The organism is Kocuria varians, assembly GCF_006539885.1.
Taxonomy (GTDB): domain Bacteria; phylum Actinomycetota; class Actinomycetes; order Actinomycetales; family Micrococcaceae; genus Kocuria; species Kocuria varians.
This window is the reverse complement of sequence record NZ_BJNW01000002.1, coordinates 14,898-40,567: the sequence shown is the minus strand read 5'-3', so window position 1 is coordinate 40,567 and position 25,670 is coordinate 14,898. Positions and strand designations below refer to the sequence as shown.

The following is a 25,670-nucleotide window of genomic DNA, read 5'->3' as shown; positions in this document are numbered from 1 at the left end:
GGCCGCGCGGCGTCGCCATCCGTGGAAGAGGGCGGCCCGTCATGAAGGGACGACTGTGCGGCTGACGGCTTTTTCGGACATCGCGCTGCGGGTGCTGCTGCTCATGGGCGGCCTGGACCCGGAGACGATGCTGTCCACCCAGCGCATCGCGGACGGGGTGGGCGCCCCGTACAACCACGTGGCGAAGACGGTGGCGAGGTTGCGGAGCATGGGCCTGCTGTGCTCGCAGCGCGGGCGCTCCGGCGGCGTGATGCTCACGGAGGAGGGGCGCGAGGCACGGGTGGGGCAGGTGCTGCGCGTGCTGGAGGCGGACACCGCCATCGTGGAGTGTGAGGCGGACGAGGCGGCGTGCCCCCTGAACCACGGGTGCCGGCTGCGCAGGGCGCTCGCGAACGCCCGCGAGGCCTTCTACCGCGAGCTGGACACGGTGAGCATCGCCGAACTCGTGAACCCGCGCCAGGTGGGACCGATCGCCGTGCAGCTCGGGCTGCGTCCCCCCACGCAGGGGCCGGGTTCGGGAACGTCGCCTTTCGCTATTTAAGTAGCATTCCGAATGCTAGATTGGCTTCCGTCACGTCTCGACGAGAGGAAGCCACCATGCTGTCCGAGAAGTCACGCCCGGTCATCGAAGCGACCATCGGCACCATTGCCGAGCGCATCCCCGACATCACCCCGGTGTTCTACCGGTCCATGTTCGAGGCCCGCCCGGACCTCCTGGACGGCATGTTCAGCCGTGCGAACCAGAAGAACGGGACGCAGCCGCAGGCCCTGGCCGGCTCCATCGCGATGTTCGCCTCCCACCTGCTCAACCACCCGGACTCGTACCCGGACGAGGTGCTCTCCCGCGTGGCCCACAAGCACACGTCCCTGGGGCTGCTGCCGGACGAGTACCCCACGGTGCACGAGCACCTGTTCGGTGCGATCGCCGCGGACCTGGGGGACGCCGCCACCCCCGAGGTCGTGGCGGCATGGGACGAGGTCTACTGGCTCATGGCGGACGCCCTCATCAAGATCGAGAAGGGGCTCTACGCGCAGCAGGCCAACGACGTCATGTTCGCGCCCTTCCGCCTGATCTCCAAGGAGCAGGTCGCAGAGGGTGTTCTCGCCTTCGAGTTCGAACCGGCGGACGAGACCCCCATGACCCCGTCCGTGGCGGGGCAGTACGTCTCCATCCAGGTGGTGGTGGAGGACGGACTGCGCCAGCCGCGCCAGTTCACGCTCGTGCCGAGCGATCCCGGCCACCGCCGGATCGTGGTGCGCGAGGATCCCCAGGGCGAGGTCACGCCCATCCTGCACCGGGACATTGCCGTGGGAGACGTCCTGGAGATCTCCAACCCGTACGGGGACGTCACCCTGGACCCGCAGTTCCACGGCCCGCTCGTGCTCGTCTCCGCAGGCATCGGCATCACGCCCGTGATCGCGTTCCTGGACCAGCTCGTGCGCGAGGACCCCGAGCGCGAGGTGCTCGTGCTCCACGCGGACCGCTCCGAGGCCGCCTGGCCGGGGCGGGAGATCGTGCGGGACTACGTCTCGAAGCTCCCGAACGCCCGGCTCGTCTCGTGGCTCGGTGTCCCGGGCGAGGGCGACTTCGACGGCCACATGGACGTCTCCCAGGTCGAGATCCCGCAGGGCGCGGAGGTCTTCATGTGCGGGCCCCTGGCCTTCATGCAGTCGGTGCGCTCCCAGCTCGTCGCCGGCGGGATGCCCGGCCGTGCGATCCACTATGAGATCTTCGGCCCGGACCTGTGGATGCTCCACGACGAGGCACGCACCGCGGACGCCTGAGCCGCATCCGCCGGGCCGCACAGGACGACGCCGCGCAACCGGAACCGGTTGCGCGGCGTCGTCGTACCCGCTGGGTCTCTCTGGAACGGGGCTCAGCCCTCGCGCACGAGGCCCAGGACGGTGTTCCGCACGGCCTCCATGGCGGCGGCGTCCGGGGCCTCGACGTTCAGGCGCAGGAACGGCTCGGTGTTGGACGGGCGCAGGTTGAACCACCAGCCCTGCTGCGGGTGGGTGAACGTGGTGCCGTCCATGTCCTCGACCGTGACGGCCGGGTCCGTGGCGGCGAAGTGCGCGCGGACGCGGTCCACGGCGGCGGCCTTGTCCTCGATCTGCGAGTTGATCTCCCCGGAGGCCACGTACGGGTCGTAGCGGTCCATCAGCTCGCTCAGGGGCTTCTCCTGCTCGCCCAGGGCGGCCAGCACGTGCATGGCGGCGAGCATCCCGGTGTCCGCGTTGAAGAAGTCCTTGAAGTAGTAGTGCGCCGAGTGCTCGCCCCCGAAGACGGCGTGCTCGGAGGCCATGACGGCCTTGATGAAGGAGTGGCCCACGCGGGTGCGCACGGCACGCCCGCCGTTGGCCTCGATCAGCTCGGGCACCGCCCTGGAGGTGATGAGGTTGTGGATCACCACGGGGTGCTCCTCGCCGGAGGCCTGGGCGCGGGCGATCTCGCGCTCCGCGACGATGGCCGCCACGGCGGAGGGCGAGACCGGGTCGCCGTTCTGGTCCACCACGAAGCAGCGGTCCGCGTCCCCGTCGAACGCGAGGCCGATATCCGCGCCGTGCTCGCGGACGGCGGTCTGCAGGTCCACCAGGTTGGCCGGCTCGAGCGGGTTGGCCGGGTGGTTGGGGAACGTGCCGTCCAGCTCGAAGTACAGGGGCTCGATCTCCAGGGGCAGCGCCTCCAGCAGGGTGTTGCCGAGCACCGCGGGGGTGGTCAGGCCGGCCATGCCGTTGCCGGCGTCCACCACGACCTTCAGGTGACGGATTCCGGAGAGGTCCACGAGGGAGCGCAGGTAGCGGGCGTAGTCGCCGAGCACGTCCTTCTCGGACACGGTGCCCTGTCGGTCCGCCGCGGGGATCTCGCCGGCGTCCAGGTAGCCCTGGGCGGTGTCACGGATCTCGTAGAGCCCGGTGTCCGAGGAGACCGGGACGGCACCGGCCTTGGCCATCTTGATGCCGTTGTACTCGGCGGGGTTGTGGCTGGCCGTGAAGGTGGCCCCCGCGCAGTCCAGGACGCCGCACGCGAAGTACAGCTCGTCCGTGGAGATGTTCCCGATCACGGTGACGTCCGCGCCGCGCCGCGTGGCACCCTCGGCGAAGGCCGCCACGAACTCGGGGGACGAGGGGCGCATGTCCCCGCCGACCACCACGCCCGAGCCCGTCAGGCCCAGGATGTCCACGAACGCCGCGCCCGTGGCGCGCACGCTCTCGGTCGTGATGCTCTCGCCCACGATCCCGCGGACGTCGTATGCCTTGAATGATGATGAAAGATCTGTGGTCACCGTTCGGATTCTACGGGAGGCGCTCCCTGGAACCGCCCAGGTGGGGCGTCCCCACTTGGGCCCCGGTGCCGCCGGGGCGCCCGGGTTTTCCCGGGGTGCTGTGGTTACATGTGCGACATGGCCGAGTTCCTGAGGATGAGCAATCCGATCCAGCACTACGCGTGGGGCTCCTGCTCGGTGCTCGCGACCATGCAGGGGCGCTCCACCCCCACCTCCGATCCCGAGGCGGAGCTGTGGATGGGGGCCCACCCGAGCGCACCGTCCCACGTGGAAGTGGGCGGCTCCTCCCGCGGGCTGCACGAGGTGGCCCCGCACCTTCCCTTCCTGCTGAAGATCCTGGCCATCGCCGCGCCGCTGTCCATCCAGGTCCACCCCTCCACCGAGCAGGCGCGCGAGGGGTACGCGCGGGAGGACCGCGCGGGGGTGCCGCTGGACTCGCCGCGCCGCAACTACAAGGACGAGCGCGCCAAGCCCGAGACCGTCGTCGCCCTCTCCGAGATGTGGCTGCTCGTGGGGCAGCGGCAGCGCAGGGACCTCGCCCGGCTGGCCGAGCGGCTTCAGCTGCCGTGGCTCGCGGAGGCGGCGGCCGCCGACTGTCCCGTGCAGCACGCCCTCGAGCTGCCCGACGACGACGCCGCGGCGGCCGTCCGCGCGACCGTCACCGCCGCCGCGCGGCTGGCGGACGCGGAGGGCGTCCCCCGGGAACTGTCCCCGCACGGGGACCCCGTGCAGCGCGCCGCCGCCCTCACCAGCCTGCTCTCCCACCATTACCCCGGCGACCGCGGTCTGCTCGTAGCGCTGTGCATGAACGTGGTGCACCTGGATCCCGGACAGGCGCTGTTCACCCCCGCGCAGCAGGTGCACGCGTACCTCAGCGGCACGGCGGTGGAGATCATGGCCTGCTCGGACAACGTGCTGCGCGCGGGCCTCACGCCCAAGCACGTGGACGTGCCCGAGCTGCTGCGGATCATGTCCCGGACCGCCGAGCCGGTGGAGGTGTTCGAACCCCGGCCCGAGTCCGACGGCGTGGTCCACTACCCCCTGTGGGACCCCGCCGTCACGCTCACCGCCGCGCGGGTGGCCCCCGGCGCTCCGGTGCGCCGGGAGCTCGCGGGCACGTGCATGGTGCTCGTGACGGAGGGCGAGGTCACGGTGGCCCCGGGCGGGCTCCGGGCCGCCGCGGGCGAGTCCCTGATCTGCCTGGACGGCCCCACCACCGTGACGGTCGAGGGCTCCGGACAGGTCTTCCTCGTGGCGGCGGCACCCGCCCGCGAGGGGTGAACCGCCGCCGCGATCTCACCCTTTAGGCTGTCGCGGCGCTCGCGCGGGACGCGTTGAATGGCGGGGTCAAGAATTCAGGCCTCGTCACGGGAGGACGCATGGACCGGCGGATCGAACGGACCCGCGCAGCGGTGGTCGAGGCCGCGGTGGCACTGGCATCGCGCGGTGGGCCCGCCATGGGCATGACCGAGATCGCCACGGCCGCCGGCGTGAGCCGCAAGGCCGTCTACGAGAACTTCGGCTCGCGGGACGAGGTGATGCGCAGCGCCACGCAGTGGCTGCTGCGCGACGCGGTGCCCGTGCCCGGTCCCGCGGCTCCTGCCGGTTCCGGCTCCGCACCGGAGGACAGTGCATGGCACACCGTTCTCGTCCCGATCGTCGCCCACATGACGCACCACCGGCAGTACTACCGCAGCGTGCTCTCCGCTCCCGCGAGCGCCGCCGCCCGGGACGCCGTGGTGGACCACGCCGTGAGCGAGCTGCACCAGGAGCGGCGGCGCCGCGCGGAGCCGGTGGGGGACCCCTCGGGCAGCGCGGACGGGCCGCGGGACCGGTTCGTGGCCCACGGGCTGGTCGGGATGATCGCGGACGCGCTGCGGCTGCGGCCGGACGTGGACCTGCGGTGCCTGCTGCGGGAGCTGGCCGAGGGCCTCACGGCCCCGACGCCGGGCTGGTGACGTGCCGGCGTCGTCGGAATAATCCGGCGCGGCAGGGCGCTGTACCGGATCCGAGACGCACCGTTCACCGGCGCATCGTCGCGACAGGAAGGACCAGCAATGTCTGAGATCACGATCATCGGCGGCCACGGCAAGGTGGCGCTGCAGCTGAACCGACTGCTCTCCAGCCAGGGCGAGACCGTCAACTCCGTGATCCGCAAGGAGGAGCAGAGCCAGGACATCGAGGACACCGGCGCCAAGCCCGTGGTCGCGGACGTCCAGCAGATGGACGTGGCCGCTCTGACCGAGCTGTTCTCCGGGCAGGACGCCGTCGTGTGGTCCGCCGGTGCCGGCGGGGGGTCCGCCGAGCGCACCTACGCCGTGGACCGCGACGCCGCCATCCGCTCCATGGACGCCGCGGAGGCCGCGGGCGTCAAGCACTACGTGATGGTGTCCTACATGGGCGCTGGCCAGGACCACGGTGTCCCGGAGGACGACGACTTCTACGCCTACGCCCAGTCCAAGGCGGACGCGGACGACCACCTGCGCGCCAGCTCCCTGAACTGGACCATCCTCGGCCCGGGCGTGCTCACCAGCGACGACGCCTCCGGCAAGATCACCCTGGGCCGTGCGAGCGGGGACGGCAACCGCAACACCTCCCGCGGCAACGTGGCCCTCGTGGCCGCCCGCGTCCTCACGGACCCCGAGGGCACCATCGGGAAGTTCATCGAGTTCGCGGACGGTGACACCCCCATCGCGGAGGCCATCGACGGCCTCGCCTGAGGCACCCGCTCCTGAGGTGCGGCCCGGCCCGCGCGACGTCCTCCCCGGACGCGCGCGGGCCGGGCCTTCTTCTATCCTGGAAGCATGCAGATGCCCTCTATCCACCCGCAGCCCGCGTCCGGGCGGGCCCCCGAGCCCATGGACCTCAACGAGACCATCGGCCTGAGCGCCGTGGTCCACGGCACCGTGCAGGGCGTGGGCTTCCGCCACTGGTGCTGGTGGCAGGCCCAGGAGCTCGGGCTCGTGGGCAGCGCCACCAACAACGACGACGGCACGGTGAGCGTGATTGCCGAAGGCCCCCGGTGGGCGACGGGCAAGTTCCTGCAGGCGCTGATCTCCCGGGACACTCCCGGTGCCGTGATCACCGTGGACGAGCACTTCGGCCCCGCGAGCAACGCGTTCACGGAGTTCAGCACGCACTGACCGGCGAGGTGCCCGGGGACCTGCCGGGGCATCTCGTGCGCTGAGGGAAAACACCCCGGGGAAAGCTCAGCGCACTGTGGAATAGTGATCGTGATGAGTCCGGTGGGATCCGCCGGAGCAGAGCTACCCGTGTCGAGGAGTGGACGTCGATGGCCCCCAACCCCCTGAACAAGGCATTTGACGAGAGCGGCAAGCCCAAGCCCGGGGTGAACAAGTTCTTGGACCACGCGCTGCGCATCCAGCAGCCCTGGGTGGTCAAGATGATCAAGCATGAACGCCGGGCGCACCCGGACGAGACCCCCGAGCAGATCGCCCGCCGTGCCCAGAAGCTCTACGTGCGCTTCGTGACGGTGGGCGGCGGCGCAGTGGGCGCCACCGCGGCGGTCCCCGGCATCGGCACCATCGCCTCCCTGGGCCTGTCCACCGTGGCAGTGGCCGGCTACCTCGAGGCCACCGCGCTCTACGCGCAGGCGGTCGCGGAGCTGCACGGCGTGGAGCCGGAGGACGAGCAGCAGAACCGGACCATGGTCATGGCCCTGATGCTCGGCGAGGACGGCAACGCCCTGATGGGCCAGCTGCTCGCCAACTCGTCCACGAGCAAGAACCTCGGGGGCAAGTGGGGTCTGCTGCTCGGGAAGTCCGGAGCGGACTCCAAGAAGTTCGACATCGGCCACACCATCCGCAGCATGTTCGTCAAGCGCTTCCTCGCCCGCCAGACCGGTGCGGTGCTGGGCCGCGCCCTGCCCTTCGGCATCGGTGCCGTGGTGGGTGGCGGCGCCAACCTCGCCATGGCCCGCCAGGTCATCAAGGCCTCGCGCGATGCCTTCGGCGACTTCCCCGCGCAGTTCCCTGCCGGGCTGACCGCCGGGGACCGGGCCGGGAAGATCGACGGCGGCACCACCGTGGCCCAGGACCCCGCCGTGGAGTCCGGCAAGGACCAGAAGGACTGACACGACGAGCAGTCCTCCGCTGCGCCCCGGGACGGCTCAGGCCTCTCGGGGCGCGGTGCTGTCCGGGCCGCGGCCCGTGGCCCGGGCAGACACGGCAGGCCCGTGGCTCGTACCCTGGACGGGTGGCTCTCCCCGTGCGTTCCCATCCGTCACCCCCGCTCGTCTACGCGCACCGGGGTTCCTCCGCGAGCTTCCCGGAGCTGACCCGGGCCGCGTTCGTCGAGGCCCTGGCGGACGGTGCGGACGGCGTGGAGTGCGACGTCCACCTCTCGAGCGACGGTCACCTGGTGCTGCACCACGACGCCCAGCTGGGCCGCACCTCCGACGGCCTCGGCGCGCTGGCGGACCACACGCTCGCCCAGCTGCGCAACGTCGACTACTCCTCCTGGAAGGGCGTGGCCGTTCCGGACACGCACGGCGCCGCGGGGGAGCAGTTCATGACCCTGGATGAGCTCCTGGACCTGCTGCTCGCCGCCGGCCGCCCCGTGGGGCTCGCGGTGGAGATGAAGCACCCGAGCCCGCGCGGTCGGGGACTCGAGGACGCGCTGCTCGCACTGCTCGAGCGCCGGGGGTGGGATCCGCGCACCGGCAGGCTCGGGACGGTGCTCGTGTCCCTCATGAGCTTCGACGCCGACGCCGTGAGCCACCTCCTCGAACGCGCGGCACCCGCCGTGGTGTGCCAGCTGGTGGACGAGAACTCCGGTGAACGGGAGCGGGAGAACCTCTCGGGGAGGGCGGCGTCGACGTCCTCGCCCGTGCCTGCCGCCCAGCTGCCGCTCGCCGGCCCGGGCATTGGATTCGTGCGGGCCCACATCACGGAGTGGGCCTCCGTGATTCGAACGTCCGAGGATCAGACCCCGTAGCCGTCCACGAGCTGCTCGGCCAGGCCCGTGTAGCCGCCGGGAGTGAGCTCGCTCAGGCGCCGAGCGGCGTCGTCCGAGAGACCCAGACCGGCGATGAACTCGCGCATGCGCGCGGCATCCACGCGGTGCCCGCGGGTCAGCTCCTTGAGCCGCTCGTAGGGGTTGTCCATGCCCTCGCGCCCGGCGATCGCCTCCGCGCGCATGGCGGTCTGCACGGCCTCGCCGAGCACCTCCCAGTTGGCGTCGAGGTCCGCGGCGAGCGTCTCCTCGGCCACGTCCAGGCGGTCGAGGCCCTTGACCACGTTGGAGATCGCGAGCAGGGAGTGCCCGAAGGCCACCCCGATGTTGCGCTGCGAGGAGGAGTCCGTGAGGTCTCGCTGCCAGCGCGAGGTCACGAGCGTGGTGGCGAGGGTGTCCAGCAGGGAGCACGAGATCTCCGCGTTGGCCTCCGCGTTCTCGAAGCGGATGGGGTTGACCTTGTGCGGCATGGTGGAGGAACCGGTGGCGCCCTCCACGGGGATCTGCTGGAAGTAGCCGATCGAGATGTAGGACCACACGTCCGTGCAGAGGTTGTGCAGGATCCGGTTGAACCGGGAGACGTCCGAGTACAGCTCGGCCTGCCAGTCGTGGGACTCGATCTGCGTGGTCAGCGGGTTCCAGGTGAGCCCCAGACCGGTCACGAAGGAGCGGGAGATCTCCGGCCAGTCGGTCCCCGGGGCCGCGGCGGCGTGCGCCGCGAACGTGCCGGTGGCCCCGTTGATCTTGCCCAGGAACTCGGTCCCCGCCACTCGGCGCACCTGGCGCTCGAGCCGGTGCGCGAAGACCGCGAGCTCCTTGCCGAGCGTGGTGGGCGTGGCCGGCTGGCCGTGCGTGTGGGAGAGCATGGGGGTGGCCTTGGACTCGCGTGCCATGGCGGAGACGGCCTCCACGAGACCGCGGGCGGCGGGCAGCCACGCCTGCTCCACGGCGTCCTTCACGCCCAGGGCGTAGGAGAGGTTGTTGATGTCCTCCGAGGTGCACGCGAAGTGCACGAGCGGGGTCAGGTGCTCGAGGCCCAGCTCGGGCAGCCGGCGTCCGATGTAGTACTCCACCGCCTTGACGTCGTGCACCGTGACGGCCTCCAGCCCGGCGAGCTCGGCCACGGCGGCGGCGTCGAACGAGGTCACGAGCGCGCGCAGCCCGGACTTCTCCCGCTCACCCAGGGGCTCGAGACCCGGCAGCGCGCGCTGCTCGCACAGGTGGATGAACCACTCGACCTCCACGTGCACGCGCTCGCGGTTCAGCGCCGCCTCCGAGAGGAAGTCCACCAGCACGGCGGTCTGGGGACGGTAGCGGCCGTCCAGCGGCCCGAGCGCGATGGCGGGCTCCTGCTGGCCCAGGGCCACTCGTCCGGAGGGAAGGGTCTGCGGGGTGTTCGACATGGCCCTCATTCTTCCACGGCGGCTCCGCGTCCCACCGCGGCGAGCGCACTGCACACCCGCTGCCGTCCCACCCCGCTCGAAGCACCCGCGCACACCTGTGGTCCGATCCCGTCACGGCGCTCGCGGCGCCTTCTAGCGTGAGCCCGTGGCACCCCCGCACCCGCCGGAGGGCCAGGAAAGGACACGGCCATGATCCCCACCGCGAGCGCCGCTGCGCCGGTCACGATGCCGCTGGGCACGGCACCCTGGGCGCTCGCCTCCCAGGTGGAGGAGCGGCTGCACGGACTCGCCGCCCGGTACGACGCCGCGGCGCAGCAGCTCGAGGACCTCGCCTCCCGTCTGGCCGTCGTGGCGCGCCAGGAGGGCTGGACGGGTCCGGGCTCGCGGGCCTTCGAGGCCCGGGCGCAGCGGCACGGGACGGACACCAGGCAAGGTGCGGAGACGCTGCGACAGGCCGCCGAGCTCGTGAGGCTCGCCGCCGCGGGGCTGGGAGAGCGCATCCGGGCGGTCGAAGCGCTGGCCGAGCTCGGCGGGGGACTCGCCGGTGCCCTCGCCTCCGCGCTGGGCACCGCCGCTCTGGGAGCAGCTGCGCCGGGAGCCGCCGCACGGGGAGCCACCGCGCCGGGGCTGGCCGTCGCCCCCGCTGCCGCGGGCGGCGTCGTCGGGAATGGGACGGAGGCCGCCGCGTGAGCGGCGCGAGGGGGACCGCCCCGGACGTCACGGAGGTCGAGGGGCGCGCCGAGGACCTCCAGGACCTCCTCTACGGCGGTGACGGCGCTGCGCGTCCCGCGGCGGAGGGTTTCGAGGACCCTGCAACGGTCGCCGCGGCGGTGGAGGGTGCCACCGAGAGCATGGAGGTCTACGGCGGGTCCGCGGGCCCGACCGCTGCACCCGGTTCCGCCGGGGAGGAGGCGGGGGCCGTCCGCGTGGACACCGCGGTGATCCACGAGGCGGCAGTGGTGCTGGCCCGGGTGGTCGAGGACATGGGAGCCACGACGGCCGGGCTCGTGCCCGTCACCGCGGAGCTCGAACTGTGGTCGCTGAGCGGTCAGCCGCAGATCGACGGTGCCGTGACCCTGGGCCTTGTCGCGGGCCGGGACCTGCTGGGCGTGGTCGAGGGGACGCTCGGCACCGCCGGGCGCCTCGGTCTGGCCTTGAGCCGCTACGAGCTGACCGAGAACGCCCTCACCGGGTCCTTCTCGTCGGCCCTGCTGGACTCGCCGCTCGGTGCGGCCGGCGCTGCGGTGGCGCGGGAGGCCTCGCGCACCGTGGAGGACCTGGACGTCGCGTTCGCCCGGGCCGGCGTGGACTCGGTGGCGGAGTTCGGTGAGCGCGTGAGCATCTCCGGCTTCGGCATCCTCGTGCGGGGCGGCGGGCCGCGCGGCACGGATGCGATCATCCGCCCCCTGGGGCTCGACGACATCCTGGACGCGGGGCTGCAGCTGCGGCTGTCCACGCCGGACGGTGCGGAGGGTGTGGACGCTGCCGGGGCCGCTGGGAGCACGACGGCGCCGGAAGGGGCGGGCGCCCCGACCGCGGGGCCCGGCGCGGCGTCGTCGTCGGGCGTGACGCTGGGAGAGTTCCTGCGCTGGAAGGCCGTGGACCTGCTGACCGACTACGGCGCGGAGCTCGACGCGTCCGCGGAGCCTGCCGACTGGTCCACGTCGAGTTTTCCCGTCAAGGCCACGGCCTCCGCCCAGTGTGTTCTCTTCCCCCTCGCGGGCCTGACGGGTGCGGCCGCGGGGCTCCTGCCGACCTGGTTCTCCACGCGCAGCACCGGCCGGCTGCTGAGCGCGGCGGAGAAGATGTCCCACACCGGGAAGGACGCTCTGCGGCCGTGGCTCATGCCGATGGGGCTGCGAACGGCGAAGCGCGAGGTCTTCACCGGCCTGAGCCCGGCCAACGCGGCGGCGCACCGCATGACCGCCGCGCCGGGGCGGGCGCTGCCCTCCGGGGTGGCCTCGACCGGGACCGTGCCCACCACCCTGGCGGGCACGGCGGCCACGCTCAAGGACGCCAAGAACATCGTCTCCGGAGCGGGACCGGACGGCGAACCGTTCGAGAACAGCACCGTGATGGTGCAGAAGGCCACGGACGCCCAGGGCCACAGCGCGTACTCCGTGGTCCTCACCGGCACGGAGGCGTGGGTGGACGGGCTGGGCGTCCACGATCTCAAGGGCATTGCGGACGGCATGACCGCCACGCGCGACGCTGCGCTCGCGGACCTCCCGCAGGCCCAGCGGATGGCGGTGCAGGCCCTGCGGGACGCCGGCATCCGGCAGGGGGACAGCGTCGTGCTCTCCGGCCACAGCCTGGGCGGGATCGACGCCGCGGGGCTCGCGGCGAACAGCGCGTTCCGCGGTCTCTACGACGTGCAGGCGGTCACCACCTACGGCGCGCCCGTGGGGGACTTCGCCATCCCGGAGGAGACGTCCGTGATGGCGGTGGAGCACGTGGACGACCTCGTCCCCACGCTGGACGGCGTGCCCAACCCGGACGGCGCGCACCGCTCCACGGTGCGGGTGAACACCCCCTACGAGGGCGCCACCACCAAGGACGGTCTCCGGGGCGTGAAGGCGCACGAGATGAACCTGTACACGCTGGGGGCCCAGGGGATCTCGCGGTCCCACCACCCCGCGGTCGCGGAGCACGAACGGCGACTCGCGGAGGCGATCCCCCACGGAGCGGGCACGCGCACCGAGACCTACGTCTACGAAGGGTGGGAGCAGCGCTGACGCACCGTTCTTCCGGGCATCCCGGGCGCTAGCATGGCACCTATGGAGAATTCGGCGACCGCCTCCGGACCGGCCACCCCCGGGGAGCCCGTCACCCCCGACGGGCCGGGTGCCTCGGCGGTTTCAGGCTCCGCAACGGGGACCGAGGCATCGGAGGGCTCGGACGGGACGCAGAGCACGAGGTGCATCACACCGCGCGCCGCCCTGGGCAGGCTCCCGGCCTACGCGGCCGGCAAGCCCGCGAGCGAGGTGCCGGGGCTGGTGGCCTACAAGCTCGCCTCCAACGAGAACCCGTTCGGCGCCGTCCCTGCGGTGCGCGAGGCACTGGCCTCCTTCGACGCCTTCAACCGCTACCCGGACCCGGCGGCCACCGCCGTGCGCGAGGCGCTCTCCGCGCACCTGGGGGTTCCCGCCGAGGACATCGTGGCCGGGGCGGGCAGCCTCGGTGCACTCAACCAGCTCCTCGCCGCGTTCGCGGGGACGGGGGAGGACGGCCGCCCGGACGAGGTGGTCTACGCGTGGCGCTCCTTCGAGGCCTACCCCATCTCCGTGGGCTTGGCCGGGGCCACGAGCGTGCAGGTGCCCAACCTCCCGGACGGCTCCCACGACCTCGACGCCATGGCCGCCGCCGTCACGGACCGCACCCGCGTGGTCCTGCTGTGCACCCCCAACAACCCCACGGGCCCCAGCCTGCGCGACGACGCCGTGCGGGAGTTCCTGGGGAAGGTTCCGTCCCACGTGGTGGTCGTCGTGGACGAGGCGTACACCGAGTTCCAGCGCCTCGATGGGCTGGCGGACGGCATCGAGCTCTACCGGGAGCACCCGAACGTGGTCTCGCTGCGCACCTTCTCCAAGGCCCACGGGCTGGCGGGGCTGCGGGTGGGATACACCGTGGCCCAGCAGGAGGTCACCCGGTACCTGCGCCGGAGCGCGCCCGCCTTTGGAGTGACCGAGGTCGCGCAGCTGGCCGCCGTGGCGTCGATCGAGAACATCGACCAGGTGCAGGAGCGCGTGCAGCGCGTGGTGGACGAGCGCGACAGGGTGCTGCGGAGCCTCACGGAACTGGGCTGGCAGTACCCTGAGACCCAGGCCAACTTCGTGTGGTTGCCGCTCGGGGAGCACAGCGAGGCGTTCGCCCGGGTGTGCGACGAGCACGCGCTGTCCGTCCGGCGCTTCGGTGCGGAGGGCGTGCGCGTCAGCATCGGGGAGCCGGAGGCGAACACGCGTTTCCTGGAGGTGTGCGCCGAGTTCCCGCACCCCAGCACCATGCCCGTCGTGGGCGGGTGAGACCGGGACCGTGAAGAACACAGGACCCCGAGCACCGAGGCCCGCCAGCACCCCGGAGCCCTCGTCCGCGGAAGCGGCGGGCGGCACCACTGCGGAAGGATCGAGACCCCACATGACAGCACCCAGCCACCACGACGCCGCGGCCGGCACGCTCCCGCGGCACCAGCTCCTGGACGAGCGCGGTGAGGTGCGGGAGGACCCGGCACTGTCCCCGTACGTCGAGGACCTCACCCTGGAGGACCTCCAGCACCTCTACCGCTCCATGACGGCCGCGCGCCGGGTGGACAAGGAAGGCACGTCCCTGCAGCGCCAGGGGCAGCTGGTGCTGTGGGTCCCCCTGCGTGGCCAGGAGGCGGCCCAGGTGGGCTCGGCGTGGCCCACGCGGCCCACCGACCGGCTCTTCCCGTCCTACCGTGAGCACGCCGTGGCGTTCGAGCGCGGTGTCCGCCCGGCGGAGCTCATGCAGCTGTTCCGCGGGATCACCGCCGGGGGGTGGGATCCCGAGGAGCACCAGATGAACCTGTACACCATGGTGCTCGCCTCCCAGGTGCCGCACGCCGTCGGCTACGCCATGGGCACCGCCCTGGACCGGCGCGCCGCGGAGAGCGAGGGCACGCCGCCGGAGACGGAGCCGGAGGCCGTCGTGGCGTACTTCGGAGACGGTGCGAGCACCGAGGGTGAGATCCACGAGTCGATGGTCTTCGCGGCCTCCTACGACGCGCCCGTGCTGTTCTTCATCCAGAACAACCAGTGGGCCATCTCCGTGCCGTTCGCCACGCAGTCCCGCGTGCCTCTGGCCACCCGCGCCGCGGGCTACGGCTTCGAGGGGCTGCGCGTGGACGGCAACGACGTCCTGGGCGTCGTCGCCGCGACCCGCTACGCGCTCGAGAAGCTGCGCGCGGGGGAGGGGCCCGTGCTGATCGAGGCCGAGACCTACCGCATGGGCGCCCACACCACGGCGGACGACCCCACCAAGTACCGCGAGCGGGACGAGGAGGACGAGTGGGGCCACCTGGACCCCATCGAGCGGCTGCGGGTGCACCTGCGCACCCACCACGACGTCGACGACGAGTTCTTCGAGACCGTGGCCCGCGAGAACGACGAGCTGGCGCACGAGCTGCGCGCGGAGGTCCTCGCGATGACCCCGCCCGCGTTCGAGGAGTCCTTCGCCAAGGCCTACGCCGAGCCCCACTCGCTCGTCGAGGCGGAGCGCGCCGAGTACCTGGACTACCAGGCCGGCTTCACCACGCAGGACGACCCGCGGGACACCGAGACCGGAGGGACCGGCGCATGACACAGATGACCGTGGCCAAGGCCATCAACGCCGGCCTCGCGCGGGCCATGGAGGAGAACCCCAAGGTCATGCTCATGGGGGAGGACATCGGCTCGCTGGGCGGCGTGTACCGCGTGACGGAGGGGCTCAAGAGCCGGTTCGGCGCGCACCGCGTGCTCGACACCCCGCTCGGTGAAGCCGGGATCGTGGGCACCGCGGTGGGCCTCGCGGAACGCGGCTACCGGCCCGTGTGCGAGATCCAGTTCGACGGCTTCACGTTCCCCGCCTTCAACCAGATCACCACCCAGCTCGCCAAGATCCACGCGCGCTCGGACGGGCGGCTCACCGTGCCCGTGACCATCCGCATCCCCTACGGCGGGGTCATCGGCTCGGTCGAGCACCACTCGGAGTCCCCGGAGGCGCTGTTCGCCCACACCGCGGGGCTGCGCATCCTGGCGCCCTCCAACGCGCAGGACGCCTACTGGATGTCCCAGCAGGCCATCGCGTGCGACGACCCCGTGATCATCTTCGAGCCCAAGCGCCGCTACTGGCTCAAGGGGGACGTGGACGAGACGACCTCCCCGGGGGACCCGTTCAGCGCGTCCGTGATCCGGGAGGGCCACGAGGCCACCGTCGTCGCGTGGGGCCCGCTGGTCCCGGTGGCGCTCGCCGCCGCGCAGGCCGCCCAGGAGGACGGCCGCAGCGTGGAGGTGATCGACCTGCGCAGTCTCTCGCCGGTGGACTTCGACACCGTCACGGCCTCCGTGCGCAAGACGGGCCGCCTGGTGATCGCGCACGAGGCCCCGACGTTCGGGGGCCTGGGCGGGGAGATCGCCGCGCGCGTCACCGAGCGGGCCTTCTACTCGCTCGAGGCACCCGTGCTGCGGGTGGGCGCGTACCACCTGCCGTATCCTCCCGCAGCCGTGGAGGACCACTACGTCCCGGACCTGGACCGCGTGCTCGAAGCACTCGACCGGTCCTTCGCCTACTAGAGCAGCCACGCCGCGACCCCCACCCGGGGCCACGGTGTACGAGGGAGACGACATGTCACAGGTTTTCACGCTTCCGGACGTGGGCGAGGGGCTGACCGAGGCCGACATCCTCGCCTGGAAGGTGTCCGAGGGGGACACCGTCACGGTCAACCAGGTGCTGGTGGAGATCGAGACCGCCAAGTCGGTCGTGGAGCTGCCCTCCCCGTTCGCGGGGACCGTGCAGGAGATCATGGTGGCCGAGGGCCGGACCGTGGAGGTGGGCACCCCGATCATCGCGGTCAGCACGGCCGACGACGCCCCCGCCGGCGCCACGGACCCCGGCTACACGGGCTCCGCACCGGAGAACGGCCTGGCGGCCGAGCCGGTGGCTCCCGTGGAACGGGCGGAGGAGGACATCACCTCCGGGACCGGCACGAGCATGGACTCCTCCGAGGGCAAGGCCCTCGTGGGCTCCGGGCCCAAGGCGGACCCGGTGCGGCGGCGGCGTCGTACCCGCGTGGGCATGCGCACCGACGCCGAGGCGCCCCAGGGCCTCAGCGGCGGCGGGACCACGCCGGAGCCGGATCCGGACCCGGAGGCGGCCCGGAAGCAGGGCTGGGCGGACCGGCTCTCGGGGATCGGCACGGCGGCCGCGGACCTCGCGGAGAAGGCGGGCAAGATCCGCGACCGCAGTGAGACGTGGTGGAAGTCCCGGGAGGAGCCGGCGGAGCAGACCCCTGCCTCGGCCTCGATCCCGCGCCGCCCGAACCTCGCCAAGCCGCCGGTGCGCAAGGCCGCGAAGGAGATGGGCATCGACCTCGCGGACGTCCGCGCCACGGGCGACGGCGGTCAGGTCACCAAGCGCGACCTGCTCGCCTACGCGGCGCACGCGCGGGAGGTCGAGGACGGGCCGGACACCTTCTGGAGCTCCACGGACCGGGCCCGCGACGCCCGCGAGGAGCGCATCCCGGTGAAGGGCGTCCGCAAGGCCACGGCCCGCAACATGGTGAAGTCCGCGTTCAGTGCGCCGCACGTGTCGATCTTCGTGGACGTGGACGCCAGCCGGACCATGGAGTTCGTCAAGCGGCTGAAGCAGTCCCCGCACTTCGAGGGCGTGAAGGTCACGCCGCTGCTGATCCTCGCGAAGGCCGTGATCTGGGCGGCCGCGCGCAACCCGCAGGTCAACGCCACGTGGACCGACAGCGAGATCGTCATCAAGCGGTACATGAACCTCGGCATCGCCGCCGCCACCCCGCGCGGTCTGCTGGTGCCCAACATCAAGGACGCCCAGGACCTGAGCCTGCGCGAACTGGCGATCGCGCTGCACGAGCTGACCCAGACCGCCCGGGCCGGACGTACCCAGCCCGGGGACATGCAGGGCGGGACGCTGTCGATCACGAACATCGGTGCCCTGGGCATCGACTCCGGCACACCCATCATCAACCCCGGTGAAGCGGCCATCGTGGCGTTCGGGACCATCAAGCAGAAGCCGTGGGTCGTGGACGGGGACGTGATCCCGCGCTGGATCACCACGCTGGCCGGGTCCTTCGACCACCGCGTGGTGGACGGGGACCTCTCCGCCCGGTTCATGGCGGACGTCGCCCGGATCCTCGAGGAGCCGGCGCTGCTGCTCGACTGACGCGTGGCGGCCCCGCGGCACCGCGGCACTCGAAGCACGGGGCCGCGGTGCAGCGGTGTTGCGGGCTCAGGAGGTCAACTCCGGGTCCGGGGCCTGGCGGAAGCAGCCGCGCACGTGCCCCGGGGCGCGTCCGATCCGCTGGAGCCACCGGTGCGCCGTGACCGGTCCCACCAGCCCGAACCCGCTGGCGCGCAGCACGAGAGCGAGCCTGCGGGAGGCCTCGGTGCTGTCGGGCAGGTCCCGCGAGGTCTCCGGGGGCGGGCCGGGCGGCGGCACCTCCGCGTCCGTGAGGAGCGTTTCCCAGTCGGCGACCTCCCAGTCCTCGCAGGCCCGCGCGTTGCGGACCACGGCCTCGATCTTCGACCGGTTGCGGATCAGCTCCGGGACGTCGAGGAGGTCGTCCACGTCGTCGTCGTCGAGGAGGGCCACGCGCGCCGGATCCAGACCGGCCATGTGCAGGAACCAGGCGTCGTGCCGCGCTGACTGGGACCAGCGCGCGAGTCCCGAGTCCACGAGCTCCAGCGTGAGCGCCGCGAAGTAGCCGTGCGCGCTCGTGGGCCGCGCGCCCCAGTCCAGGTCGTGGTCCGCGAGCGCCCCCGGAGTGGCCGGCGCCCAGGGGCAGCGGTCCAGCCCGTCCCCGCACCGGACCGCGCGGAAGGCGGCACGGGAGGGGGCAGCGGCAGTTTCGACGTCGGACGGTGCGGAGGGTGGCGTGCCCGGGGCAGACGCCACGGCTCCGCTGGACGGGCGGGCCTCCGGCGCGCTGTGTGAGGCCGGGGCCGGCGATGCGCGGGGGACTCTCGGCGTGCGGCCGGTGGCCTCGTCCGGGACGGTGGGCGCGGCGTCGTGGGCGGGGGCGAGCGCAGTGGCGGTGTCGGTGGCGGTGCTGGGCCGCGGGGCCGTCGTCATGCCAGCACGCTAGGGGCGGCGCTCCGCCGTTCCCCCGGCGAGCGGCCCGCCTGGGGATCCGCGGCCCGCCGACGACGCCGAGCGGTCGCCTGTGCAGTGCGCTCGGCTCAGAAGACGGAGACGGCGCCCGTGCCGTCCTCGATCTCGATGGCCACCGGGTCCGCGTCCGGGTCCTGGCAGTCGTGGACGATGAACACCGCGGCAGCGTCCCCCTCGGGCAGAGCGCGCACCGTGATGATGCCGGTCTCCGCCTGGGCGATGACCTCCGCGAGCTGCTGCGCCGTGGCCTCCAGGACGGCCTCGGACGGCGCGCTGCCCCGATCGTCGAGGATGTCCACCGTGAGCCCGCGGGCCCGGGCAGCGCGAGTCATCTCGAGGACGTGCGGAGTGGCGATGGAGCGCCCTCGGATGCTGTCGCGCAGCTGCGCCTCGGTGAGCCGGAACTGCTGCGCGTCGTAGTCGGTGACGGGGGAGGTGTCGTGGGCGATCCGTTCCAGCAGACCGCCCGCGAGGCGTCGCACCTCGTCCACGCGCCGGCTCGAGGCCTCGCGCATGTCCTTCTCGGCCTCGTCGCTGCTGCGCGCCGCCTCCAGGATCTTCCGGGTGTCCTCCTGCCGGGCCATGAAGCTGTTGTACTGCCGCTCGACCATCCAGGTGACGAGCAGAACCGCGGCCCCGACCACGTGGTACGCCTCGATGGGGCGCAGGACGCCGTCCACGGTGGGCCAGCGCATGATGGACAGGGCGGAGACCCCGAGCCACACGGCGCACGCCCACCCCGGGCGCAGCCGCATTCCCAGGGCGAAGAGCAGCGCGATGAAGCCCAGGTGGAACCAAGGGGTCTGACCGGCGTCCAGGGTGACCGGTGTGGCGGCGTAGCCCTGCTGCGCGGCAACGAGGAAGAGGACGGTCACCACCACCGTGGGGAGCAGGGGGAAGCGGTAGCCGTCCCACGCGGGCAGGGACACCATCAGCCCGGCCAGCGCGTAGGCGATCATCGAGACGATGAACTCCTCCTGCCTGCCGGAGGCGGAGCGCAGGTGTCCCAGGGCGTCCACGAACGGGGCGGCGAACGCCGGGAGCACGATCACCCGCAGGTAGCGGTGCGCGAAGACCTCGTGGGGCACGCCCTTCTTCCGGCGCTTCACGCGGCGGCGTCCCTGGGCCACAGCAGCGTGAGCTTGGTGCCCCGGCCGAGGGCGGTGTCCAGGTCCACGCTGCCCCCGATGGCCTCGATGTTCTCCATGATGGACACGCGCACGCCCAGCCGGCGGCCGGGGATGTCGTGGTAGTTGAAGCCGCGGCCGTCGTCGCTGATCGTGAAGCGCAGGTAGAACCCCTCGGGGTTGATCCGGGTGGGGGCGCACAGCTCGCCCTCCATGGAGACCGTGGTGACCTCGCTGCCCGAGTGGCGGGCGCTGTTCGAGACCGCCTCCGTGACGGCCTGGGTCAGTCCGTGGGCCACGTAGCCCGGCACGAACACGCGGGGCTCGCCCACGGGTCGCATGGGCGCCCGCAGGTTGGTGAAGCGCACGCGGGTGCGCCACGGGGCGAGGGCGTCCATGAGCTCGTCCATGAGCACGTGCACCATCACGGTGTGGGAGCCCGTGGCGCGGCTGGACTCCTCCGAGAGGACATCGAGCGCGCGGGACGCGAACTGCCGGGTCTGGCGCGAGAGCGCGCCCTGCGAGCGGGAGGCGTCCAGCAGCGCGGCCATCACGTTGTCGTGGATGAGCCGGTCGATCCGCTCCTGGTCCGCGGTCTCCGAGCGGTTGCGGTGCATGGCCAGCGTCCGGGCGAGGGCGTCCGCGTAGTTGCTGTCCAGCCGCTCCACGCCGCGCTTGCCGAACGTCAGGATCATGACGAGCACGGAACCGAAGAGCATGCGGGCCAGCCCGGCGCCGAACCACGACTCCGCACTCGCGTTCACGCTGACCACGTGGGTGGCGATCACCGCATATACGGCTTCAAGCATGAACATGTACAGCAGGGCGGCCCGGGCGCTCCACAGCACGGCGGCGGCCCCGACCGCGAGGATGATGAACCCGGAGATCCACGGATTCTGCGGCATGGACTCGCCGGTCCAGGCGAGGGGAAGGGCGATGATCGCCGCCGCCACCACCGTGGTGTAGGCGACGAAGACCCACGGGCTCACGGAGTGCCGCAGCCCGTAGAAGAGGGTCAGCCCGGTGAGCACCGCCAGCGCCACGAGGAACAGCACGTACCACCCCTGCAGCATGTGCTGCTGCTGGGCGTAGATGGGCAGCACCTCGATCAGGTGGGCCACTCCGAAGATCCCGAAGCCGATCATGGCCATGTAGTGGGCCCTGTAGGTGTACAGGCCCAGCTCACCCGGTGCGGTGGTGGCGAAGAAACGCTTCCACCGCAACCGGATGTTGACCCGCCGGTACGAGCGGGCCCTGTCGTTGGCCGCCCCGGTATGGAGGGTCACACGGTGTGCTGCGCCGGGGTCACAGCTTCTTCTCGGCGCTGATCACGTCGTCCTCGGGGTCCACCAGACCGTCCTCGATCGCGCGGATGCGCAGGTCGATCTTCGTGGGCGCGGGGCGTCCGATGCGGGCGTACTTCTCCCGGATGCGGTCGATGTTCGTCTTCACCGTGGACTGCTTGATCCCCATGCGCCGGGCCACCTGGACCTGTGCGAAGCCGGAGGCGTAGAGCCGCAGGGTCTCCCGCTCCCGCGGTGAGAGCGCGGCGCGCGAGAACTCGGTGTCGCCGTCGATGGCCGCGGCCAGTTCCTTGGTGATGACGGGCTTGCCGTCCGCGATGGCGCGCGCTTCCTCGATGGCGTGCTCCAGGGGGTCCGACTTGCGGACCAGACCGAGCGCACCGGCGCGCAGGGCCTCGCGGATCAGGCCCGCGTTCTCCCCGATGCTGAAGATCAGCACCTTCATGCCCGCGCTGCGCAACCGCTCCACGTTGCTCGCGGGACGCGACTTGTCCGCGAGCGAGAGGTCCAGCAGCACGACGTCGCACTCGATGCGCTTGGCACCCTGCGCCGTGAGCGCGGGATTCTCCGGATCCCGCCCCAGCTGGTCCAGCAGCGTGGACACGGAGTCGGAAGACCCCACGAGTTTCACGTCCGCGAGCGATGTCATGGACACCAGTCGAACACCCTCACGGACCACTTCATGATCGTCGACAACTGCGACGAGTGTTGAAGGCATAACGAGTTCCTCCGTACTCCCCTGTGAGGTCCCAGCCCAGGTCCTCGACAGGCAAAGTCTACTCGCTCAGTGCATGCGAAACCGTCCAGGCGTCCACTTTGCGGTGGTAGCGCATTCCCCAGGTTCCACCGAGGATCGCGGCGAGGAGACCGAGCACGAGCAGCCCCGCGAGAGCGACGAGTCCGACCCCGGGATTCCCGCCGACCACCTGCTGCACGACCCACCGGGGCCCGCCCAGCTCAGTGGCGTCGGCCCACAGCAGGACCGCCCCGGAGGCCACCGCGTGGGCGAGCAGGGACCACAGCCACACGCTGAGCCCCTGCGCAGGCCCGGAGAACCTGCCCATGCGCCCGGCCACGTATCCGCCCGCGAGCATGGAGAGGAACTCGACCACGCCGAGCGCGGCCACCGCGCCCCACAGCGCGGTGGCCCCGGGCTGCTGCCACGCGCGCTCCAGGACGTCCCCGGCGCTGCCCGCGGTGTCGACGCCGAACTGCGGCGCCACGAGCGCGAGCACCCCGGACAGCAGGGCACCCAGCGCCATCGCGGCCAGGAGGCCCATGAGGCCGGGCAGGGCCTGCAGGCCCCCGAAGCGCCGCTTCTGACGGGCGCGCAGCTCCTCGGCGGTGGGCCGCCGCACGGCGGACGCACCGTCCGGGCGCACGTCGGGACGCATGGTGTCCCAGGCGGCCTCGGCGGTGATGCGGTCCTGCGCGGGGGTGAGGTGGTCGTCGCCCACCGGGCCGGCGTAGCGGGACGCACCGTCCCTCGGGTGCAGCCGGCCCGAGGCCACGCCGGTCCGCCCGCTCTGGGGCGCGGCGGCGGGAGAGGTGCCACGGGCGTCGTCGTCCGTGAGGGCGGGCATGGCCGCCGTGGCGGCGGGGGAATCATGCATCGTGTCCGGATCCCGACGGTCCCCGGGGGTCCCGACGCCGCGCGCACCGCTGCCGACGCCGCCCGGTTCCGGGAGGGGGCGCGTGGTCTCGCCGTCCGCGGGACCGGCCGCCGCCGGGGTCCGCTCCGTCCAGGGCGCCTCGCCGTTGTCGAACGGGTCGCGGGCGGACGGGAGGGCGGAGGAGGGGGACATGGGTGGCCTCGTTTCGGCGGGAGATCCGGTGCGGTCCCCGAAGTCTACCGAGGTCGGGGCGGGTGGAGGCGCGGAGAGCGGGACGGTGCGGGAGGTCTCGCCGGACGACGGGAGCGCGACGGTACGGGGGTTCCCATGCGCGGGAACGGACGGGCGGGTAACCTCGCACACATGGCTGAGGCGAATTCCCGAGACTTCCTGGCGGCGCGACCCTGGACGGCGAGCTACGACCCCGGGGTGCCGCGCGACCTGGACCTCCCCGAGACCTCTCTCGTGCACATGCTGGAGAAGTCGGTCGCGCGCCACGGCGGGAAGACGGCCGTGGAGTTCTTCGGGGCCGGGATGACCTACGCGCGCCTGGGCGACCAGGTGCAGCGTGCGGCCGAGGGGCTGCGGATCATGGGGGTGCAGGCGGGGGACCGCGTGGCCATCGTGCTGCCCAACTGCCCGCAGCACATCGTCGCCTTCTACGCGGTGCTGCGCCTCGGGGCCATCGTGGTGGAGCACAACCCCCTCTACACGGCTCCGGAGCTGCGCCACCAGTTCGAGGACCACGGGGCGCGCGTGGTGATCGCGTGGGACAAGATCGCGACCTCCATCCTCCAGATGCCCGAGGACCTCGCGGTGGAGCACGTGGTGGCCGTGGACATCACCGAGGGCATGTCGCCGCTGATGCGCCTCGGGCTGCGGCTGCCGGTCAAGAAGCTCAGGGAGCAGCGCCGCGAGCTCACGCAGTCCGCGCCGGGGGCCATCGCGTGGAAGACCCTCGTGGCCCACGAGCCGCTGCGCACGGACCACCCCCGCCCCACCGCGCACGACATCGCCCTGCTGCAGTACACCTCCGGCACCACCGGCAACCCCAAGGGTGCGATGCTGAGTCACCGCAACCTCGAGTCCAACGCCCTCATGGGCCGGCACTGGCTCGACAGCTCCTCGGACGAGGTGGTCTACGGAGTGCTTCCCCTCTTCCACGCGTTCGGCCTCACCCTGGGGCTCACGTTCGCCATGTCCCTGGGCGCCAAGCTCGTGCTGTTCCCCACCGTGCGCGGTGACCTCATCCTGCGGGCCATGAAGAAGAGCATGCCCACCGTGCTGCCCGCCGTTCCGCCGGTCTACCAGAAGGTGCTCGACACCGCCGAGGAGACGGGCGTGGAGCTGTCAGGCATCCGCGTGGCCGTCTCCGGTGCCATGACGCTGCCCGTCCCCCTCGTCGGGACATGGGAAGATGCCACGGGAGGCATGCTGATCGAGGGCTACGGGCTCACCGAGTGCTCGCCGCTGGTGGCGTGCAACCCGCTCAACGAGCACCGCCGCGCGGGCTCGATCGGCATCCCGTTCCCCAGTACGGACATCCGCATGGTGGAGCCGGGCACGGACGACGACGTCCCCGTGGACGCCGAGGGCGAGCTGCTGGTCAAGGGTCCGCAGGTAACCCGCGGGTACTGGAAGCGCCCGGAGGAGACCGCGGAGCTGTTCACGGAGGACGGCTGGCTGCGCACCGGTGACGTGGTCACGGTGGACGAGGACGGCTTCCTGCGCGTGGTGGACCGGATCAAGGAAGTGATCATCACCGGCGGGTTCAACGTGGCGCCCACGGAGGTGGAGACCGCGCTGAAGCTCCACGACAGCGTCGCGGACGCCGCCGTGGTGGGCATCCCCAACGCGGACGGCAACGAGACCGTGGTCGCGGCGGTGGTCCTGGAGCCCGGCACCACCCTCGACGAGGCCGCCCTGCGGCAGCACTGCTACGACAAGGTCACCCGCTACAAGGTCCCGCGCCGCATCGTGGCCATGGCGGACCTGCCCCGCACCATGCTCGGCAAGACCCTGCGGCGCGCGGTCAAGGAGGAGATCCTGGAGCGCAAGCTCCTGGACTCCTGAGGCCTGGCATCCGTGGAGCTGCGACACCTCACCCAGTTCATCGCCGTGGCCGAGGAGCGGCACTTCGGCCGTGCGGCCAAGCGGCTGCACATGGCGCAGCCGCCGCTGTCGCAGCAGATCCGGCAGCTGGAGGAGCAGCTGGGGGTACGGCTGCTGGACCGCACGACGCGCCGCGTGGACCTCACGCCCGCGGGCCAGGAGCTGCTGGACCGTGGGCGCAAGGTCGTCGAGGAGCTCGAGGCCCTCGAGGCGGACGTGCGTCGGCTCGGCAGCGGCACCACGGGGGACGCCCGGCTCGGCTTCGCGGGCAGCGCGACCTACGACCTGATGCCGGCGGTCGTGCGCCGGATCGAGGAGCGGCTGCCCGGGGTGGGTGCGCTGGCCCGGGGCGAGCTGCTGACGCCCACCATGGAGAGCGGGCTGCGGGACGGCTCGTTGGACATCGCCTTCCTCCGCCCGCCGGTGGCCTCCCCGGAGGTCGAGTTCCGGGTGCTCCGTCGGGATCCCCTGGTGGTCGCGGTCCCCGCCGGGAGCTCCTTCGCCGCCGGCCGGGCCCCGGAGGTGGCCGAGCTGCGGGAACAGGCGTTCGTCGCGCACCCGCCGATGTCCGTGGTCCACCGTGCGCTGCGCGAGCTGTGCCGGCGCCACGGGTTCGAGCCGCGCACCGCCCGGGTCGCGCAGGGCACCGCCGAGATGCTCTCCTTCGTCGCCGCGGGCAGCGGGATCGCCGCGGTCCCGGCCTCGGTGCGGGCCCTGCGGCTCGACGGCGTGGCCTACGTGGACCTGGTGGACGCGCCGGAGGTGGAGCTGGCGCTCGCGTGGCGCCGTGACGAGCGCTCCGCGCTCGTGCGCTCCCTGCTGGACGTGGTGGTGGACCTCACGGACGGCGGGACCGGGGTGGCGGCGCCGCAGCGGGCGGAGGGTGTGGTTCTTCCGGGGGACAACGACGTCGCCCTGCCGTAGTTCTCGTGGTGAGGGAACCCTCACCTATATGACGGTGTGACGGAATGTTGCGCCCTGCCACCGGCCCAAAAGA

Annotated in this window: 23 protein-coding genes; 16 read left to right on the top strand and 7 right to left on the bottom strand. The window is 72.2% G+C overall.

Going from position 1 to position 25,670, the window contains the following annotated elements:
• Positions 1-55 precede the first annotated feature (55 nt).
• Together KVA01_RS01395 and KVA01_RS01390 are read left to right on the top strand one after the other, a co-directional pair.
• Complete coding sequence (locus KVA01_RS01395; RefSeq protein ID WP_141268618.1) at positions 56-541, top strand: RrF2 family transcriptional regulator; 486 nt, start codon at positions 56-58, stop codon at positions 539-541.
• A 56-nt stretch (positions 542-597) separates the two neighbouring features.
• Positions 598-1,785 (top strand): globin domain-containing protein, encoded by a 1,188-nt coding sequence (locus KVA01_RS01390; RefSeq protein ID WP_068469182.1) that lies wholly within the window; start codon positions 598-600, stop codon positions 1,783-1,785.
• A 92-nt stretch (positions 1,786-1,877) separates the two neighbouring features.
• Here the strand turns inward: KVA01_RS01390 and KVA01_RS01385 are convergent, their stop codons facing one another.
• Positions 1,878-3,287, bottom strand: a complete 1,410-nt coding sequence (locus KVA01_RS01385) for a phosphomannomutase/phosphoglucomutase (protein WP_068469184.1) — start codon at positions 3,285-3,287, stop codon at positions 1,878-1,880.
• Between the two features lie 135 nt (positions 3,288-3,422).
• Between KVA01_RS01385 and manA the strand changes: the two genes are divergently transcribed.
• The 6 genes from manA to KVA01_RS01355 all read left to right on the top strand — a co-directional run bounded on the left by manA (position 3,423) and on the right by KVA01_RS01355 (position 8,243).
• Complete coding sequence (manA, locus tag KVA01_RS01380) at positions 3,423-4,568, top strand: mannose-6-phosphate isomerase, class I (protein ID WP_231860636.1); 1,146 nt, start codon at positions 3,423-3,425, stop codon at positions 4,566-4,568.
• 98 nt (positions 4,569-4,666) lie between these two features.
• On the top strand, positions 4,667-5,245 hold the full coding sequence (locus tag KVA01_RS01375; protein WP_068469188.1) for a TetR/AcrR family transcriptional regulator: 579 nt from the start codon (positions 4,667-4,669) through the stop codon (positions 5,243-5,245).
• Positions 5,246-5,344: 99 nt separating this feature from the next.
• Positions 5,345-6,007 (top strand): SDR family oxidoreductase, encoded by a 663-nt coding sequence (locus KVA01_RS01370; RefSeq protein WP_068469190.1) that lies wholly within the window; start codon positions 5,345-5,347, stop codon positions 6,005-6,007.
• Positions 6,008-6,091: 84 nt separating this feature from the next.
• Positions 6,092-6,430 (top strand): acylphosphatase, encoded by a 339-nt coding sequence (locus KVA01_RS01365; RefSeq protein WP_082810328.1) that lies wholly within the window; start codon positions 6,092-6,094, stop codon positions 6,428-6,430.
• A gap of 149 nt (positions 6,431-6,579) precedes the next feature.
• Positions 6,580-7,380, top strand: a complete 801-nt coding sequence (locus KVA01_RS01360) for a di- and tripeptidase (protein ID WP_068469192.1) — start codon at positions 6,580-6,582, stop codon at positions 7,378-7,380.
• 122 nt (positions 7,381-7,502) lie between these two features.
• The gene (locus tag KVA01_RS01355) at positions 7,503-8,243 is read left to right on the top strand and encodes a glycerophosphodiester phosphodiesterase (protein WP_068469194.1); all 741 of its coding nucleotides are present in this window, start codon (positions 7,503-7,505) and stop codon (positions 8,241-8,243) included.
• Here KVA01_RS01355 and purB read toward each other — a convergent pair.
• Positions 8,231-9,664 carry an adenylosuccinate lyase gene (purB, locus tag KVA01_RS01350; protein WP_141268614.1) on the bottom strand — a complete coding sequence of 478 codons (1,434 nt, stop codon included), beginning with the start codon at positions 9,662-9,664 and terminating at the stop codon, positions 8,231-8,233. The genes KVA01_RS01355 and purB overlap by 13 nt on opposite strands.
• 189 nt (positions 9,665-9,853) lie before the next feature.
• On the opposite strand from purB, the gene KVA01_RS01345 reads away from it, so the two are divergent.
• The 6 genes from KVA01_RS01345 (at position 9,854) to KVA01_RS01320 (ending at position 17,569) form a co-directional block, all read left to right on the top strand.
• Complete coding sequence (locus tag KVA01_RS01345; protein ID WP_068469198.1) at positions 9,854-10,354, top strand: hypothetical protein; 501 nt, start codon at positions 9,854-9,856, stop codon at positions 10,352-10,354.
• Complete coding sequence (locus KVA01_RS01340; protein WP_068469201.1) at positions 10,351-12,399, top strand: alpha/beta hydrolase family protein; 2,049 nt, start codon at positions 10,351-10,353, stop codon at positions 12,397-12,399. Before KVA01_RS01345 ends, KVA01_RS01340 begins: the two co-directional genes overlap by 4 nt.
• A gap of 42 nt (positions 12,400-12,441) precedes the next feature.
• Positions 12,442-13,686 carry a histidinol-phosphate transaminase gene (locus tag KVA01_RS01335; RefSeq protein ID WP_082810329.1) on the top strand — a complete coding sequence of 415 codons (1,245 nt, stop codon included), beginning with the start codon at positions 12,442-12,444 and terminating at the stop codon, positions 13,684-13,686.
• 112 nt (positions 13,687-13,798) lie between these two features.
• The gene (locus KVA01_RS01330) at positions 13,799-14,980 is read left to right on the top strand and encodes a thiamine pyrophosphate-dependent enzyme (protein WP_068469202.1); all 1,182 of its coding nucleotides are present in this window, start codon (positions 13,799-13,801) and stop codon (positions 14,978-14,980) included.
• Positions 14,977-15,951 (top strand): alpha-ketoacid dehydrogenase subunit beta, encoded by a 975-nt coding sequence (locus tag KVA01_RS01325; RefSeq protein WP_068469204.1) that lies wholly within the window; start codon positions 14,977-14,979, stop codon positions 15,949-15,951. Before KVA01_RS01330 ends, KVA01_RS01325 begins: the two co-directional genes overlap by 4 nt.
• A gap of 52 nt (positions 15,952-16,003) precedes the next feature.
• A complete protein-coding gene (locus KVA01_RS01320; RefSeq protein ID WP_068469206.1) occupies positions 16,004-17,569 on the top strand; it encodes a dihydrolipoamide acetyltransferase family protein in 1,566 nt (521 codons plus the stop codon).
• 66 nt (positions 17,570-17,635) lie between these two features.
• Here KVA01_RS01320 and KVA01_RS01315 read toward each other — a convergent pair whose 3' ends face one another.
• From KVA01_RS01315 to KVA01_RS01295, 5 genes are all read right to left on the bottom strand, one after another.
• Positions 17,636-18,478, bottom strand: a complete 843-nt coding sequence (locus KVA01_RS01315; RefSeq protein ID WP_141268612.1) for a DNA-3-methyladenine glycosylase I — start codon at positions 18,476-18,478, stop codon at positions 17,636-17,638.
• A gap of 107 nt (positions 18,479-18,585) precedes the next feature.
• A complete protein-coding gene (locus KVA01_RS01310) occupies positions 18,586-19,626 on the bottom strand; it encodes a hypothetical protein (RefSeq protein WP_233438721.1) in 1,041 nt (346 codons plus the stop codon).
• A complete protein-coding gene (locus KVA01_RS01305; protein WP_233438720.1) occupies positions 19,623-20,930 on the bottom strand; it encodes a sensor histidine kinase in 1,308 nt (435 codons plus the stop codon). Before KVA01_RS01305 ends, KVA01_RS01310 begins: the two co-directional genes overlap by 4 nt.
• Positions 20,931-20,949: 19 nt before the next feature.
• The gene (locus KVA01_RS01300) at positions 20,950-21,666 is read right to left on the bottom strand and encodes a LuxR C-terminal-related transcriptional regulator (protein ID WP_141268610.1); all 717 of its coding nucleotides are present in this window, start codon (positions 21,664-21,666) and stop codon (positions 20,950-20,952) included.
• Between the two features lie 58 nt (positions 21,667-21,724).
• On the bottom strand, positions 21,725-22,753 hold the full coding sequence (locus KVA01_RS01295) for a hypothetical protein (RefSeq protein ID WP_141268609.1): 1,029 nt from the start codon (positions 22,751-22,753) through the stop codon (positions 21,725-21,727).
• Between the two features lie 171 nt (positions 22,754-22,924).
• Between KVA01_RS01295 and KVA01_RS01290 the strand changes: the two genes are divergently transcribed.
• Positions 22,925-24,634, top strand: coding sequence for a long-chain-fatty-acid--CoA ligase (locus tag KVA01_RS01290; RefSeq protein ID WP_141268607.1), 1,710 nt, complete (start codon positions 22,925-22,927; stop codon positions 24,632-24,634).
• A gap of 12 nt (positions 24,635-24,646) precedes the next feature.
• Positions 24,647-25,597 carry a LysR substrate-binding domain-containing protein gene (locus KVA01_RS01285; RefSeq protein WP_141268605.1) on the top strand — a complete coding sequence of 317 codons (951 nt, stop codon included), beginning with the start codon at positions 24,647-24,649 and terminating at the stop codon, positions 25,595-25,597.
• Positions 25,598-25,670: the final 73 nt, after the last annotated feature.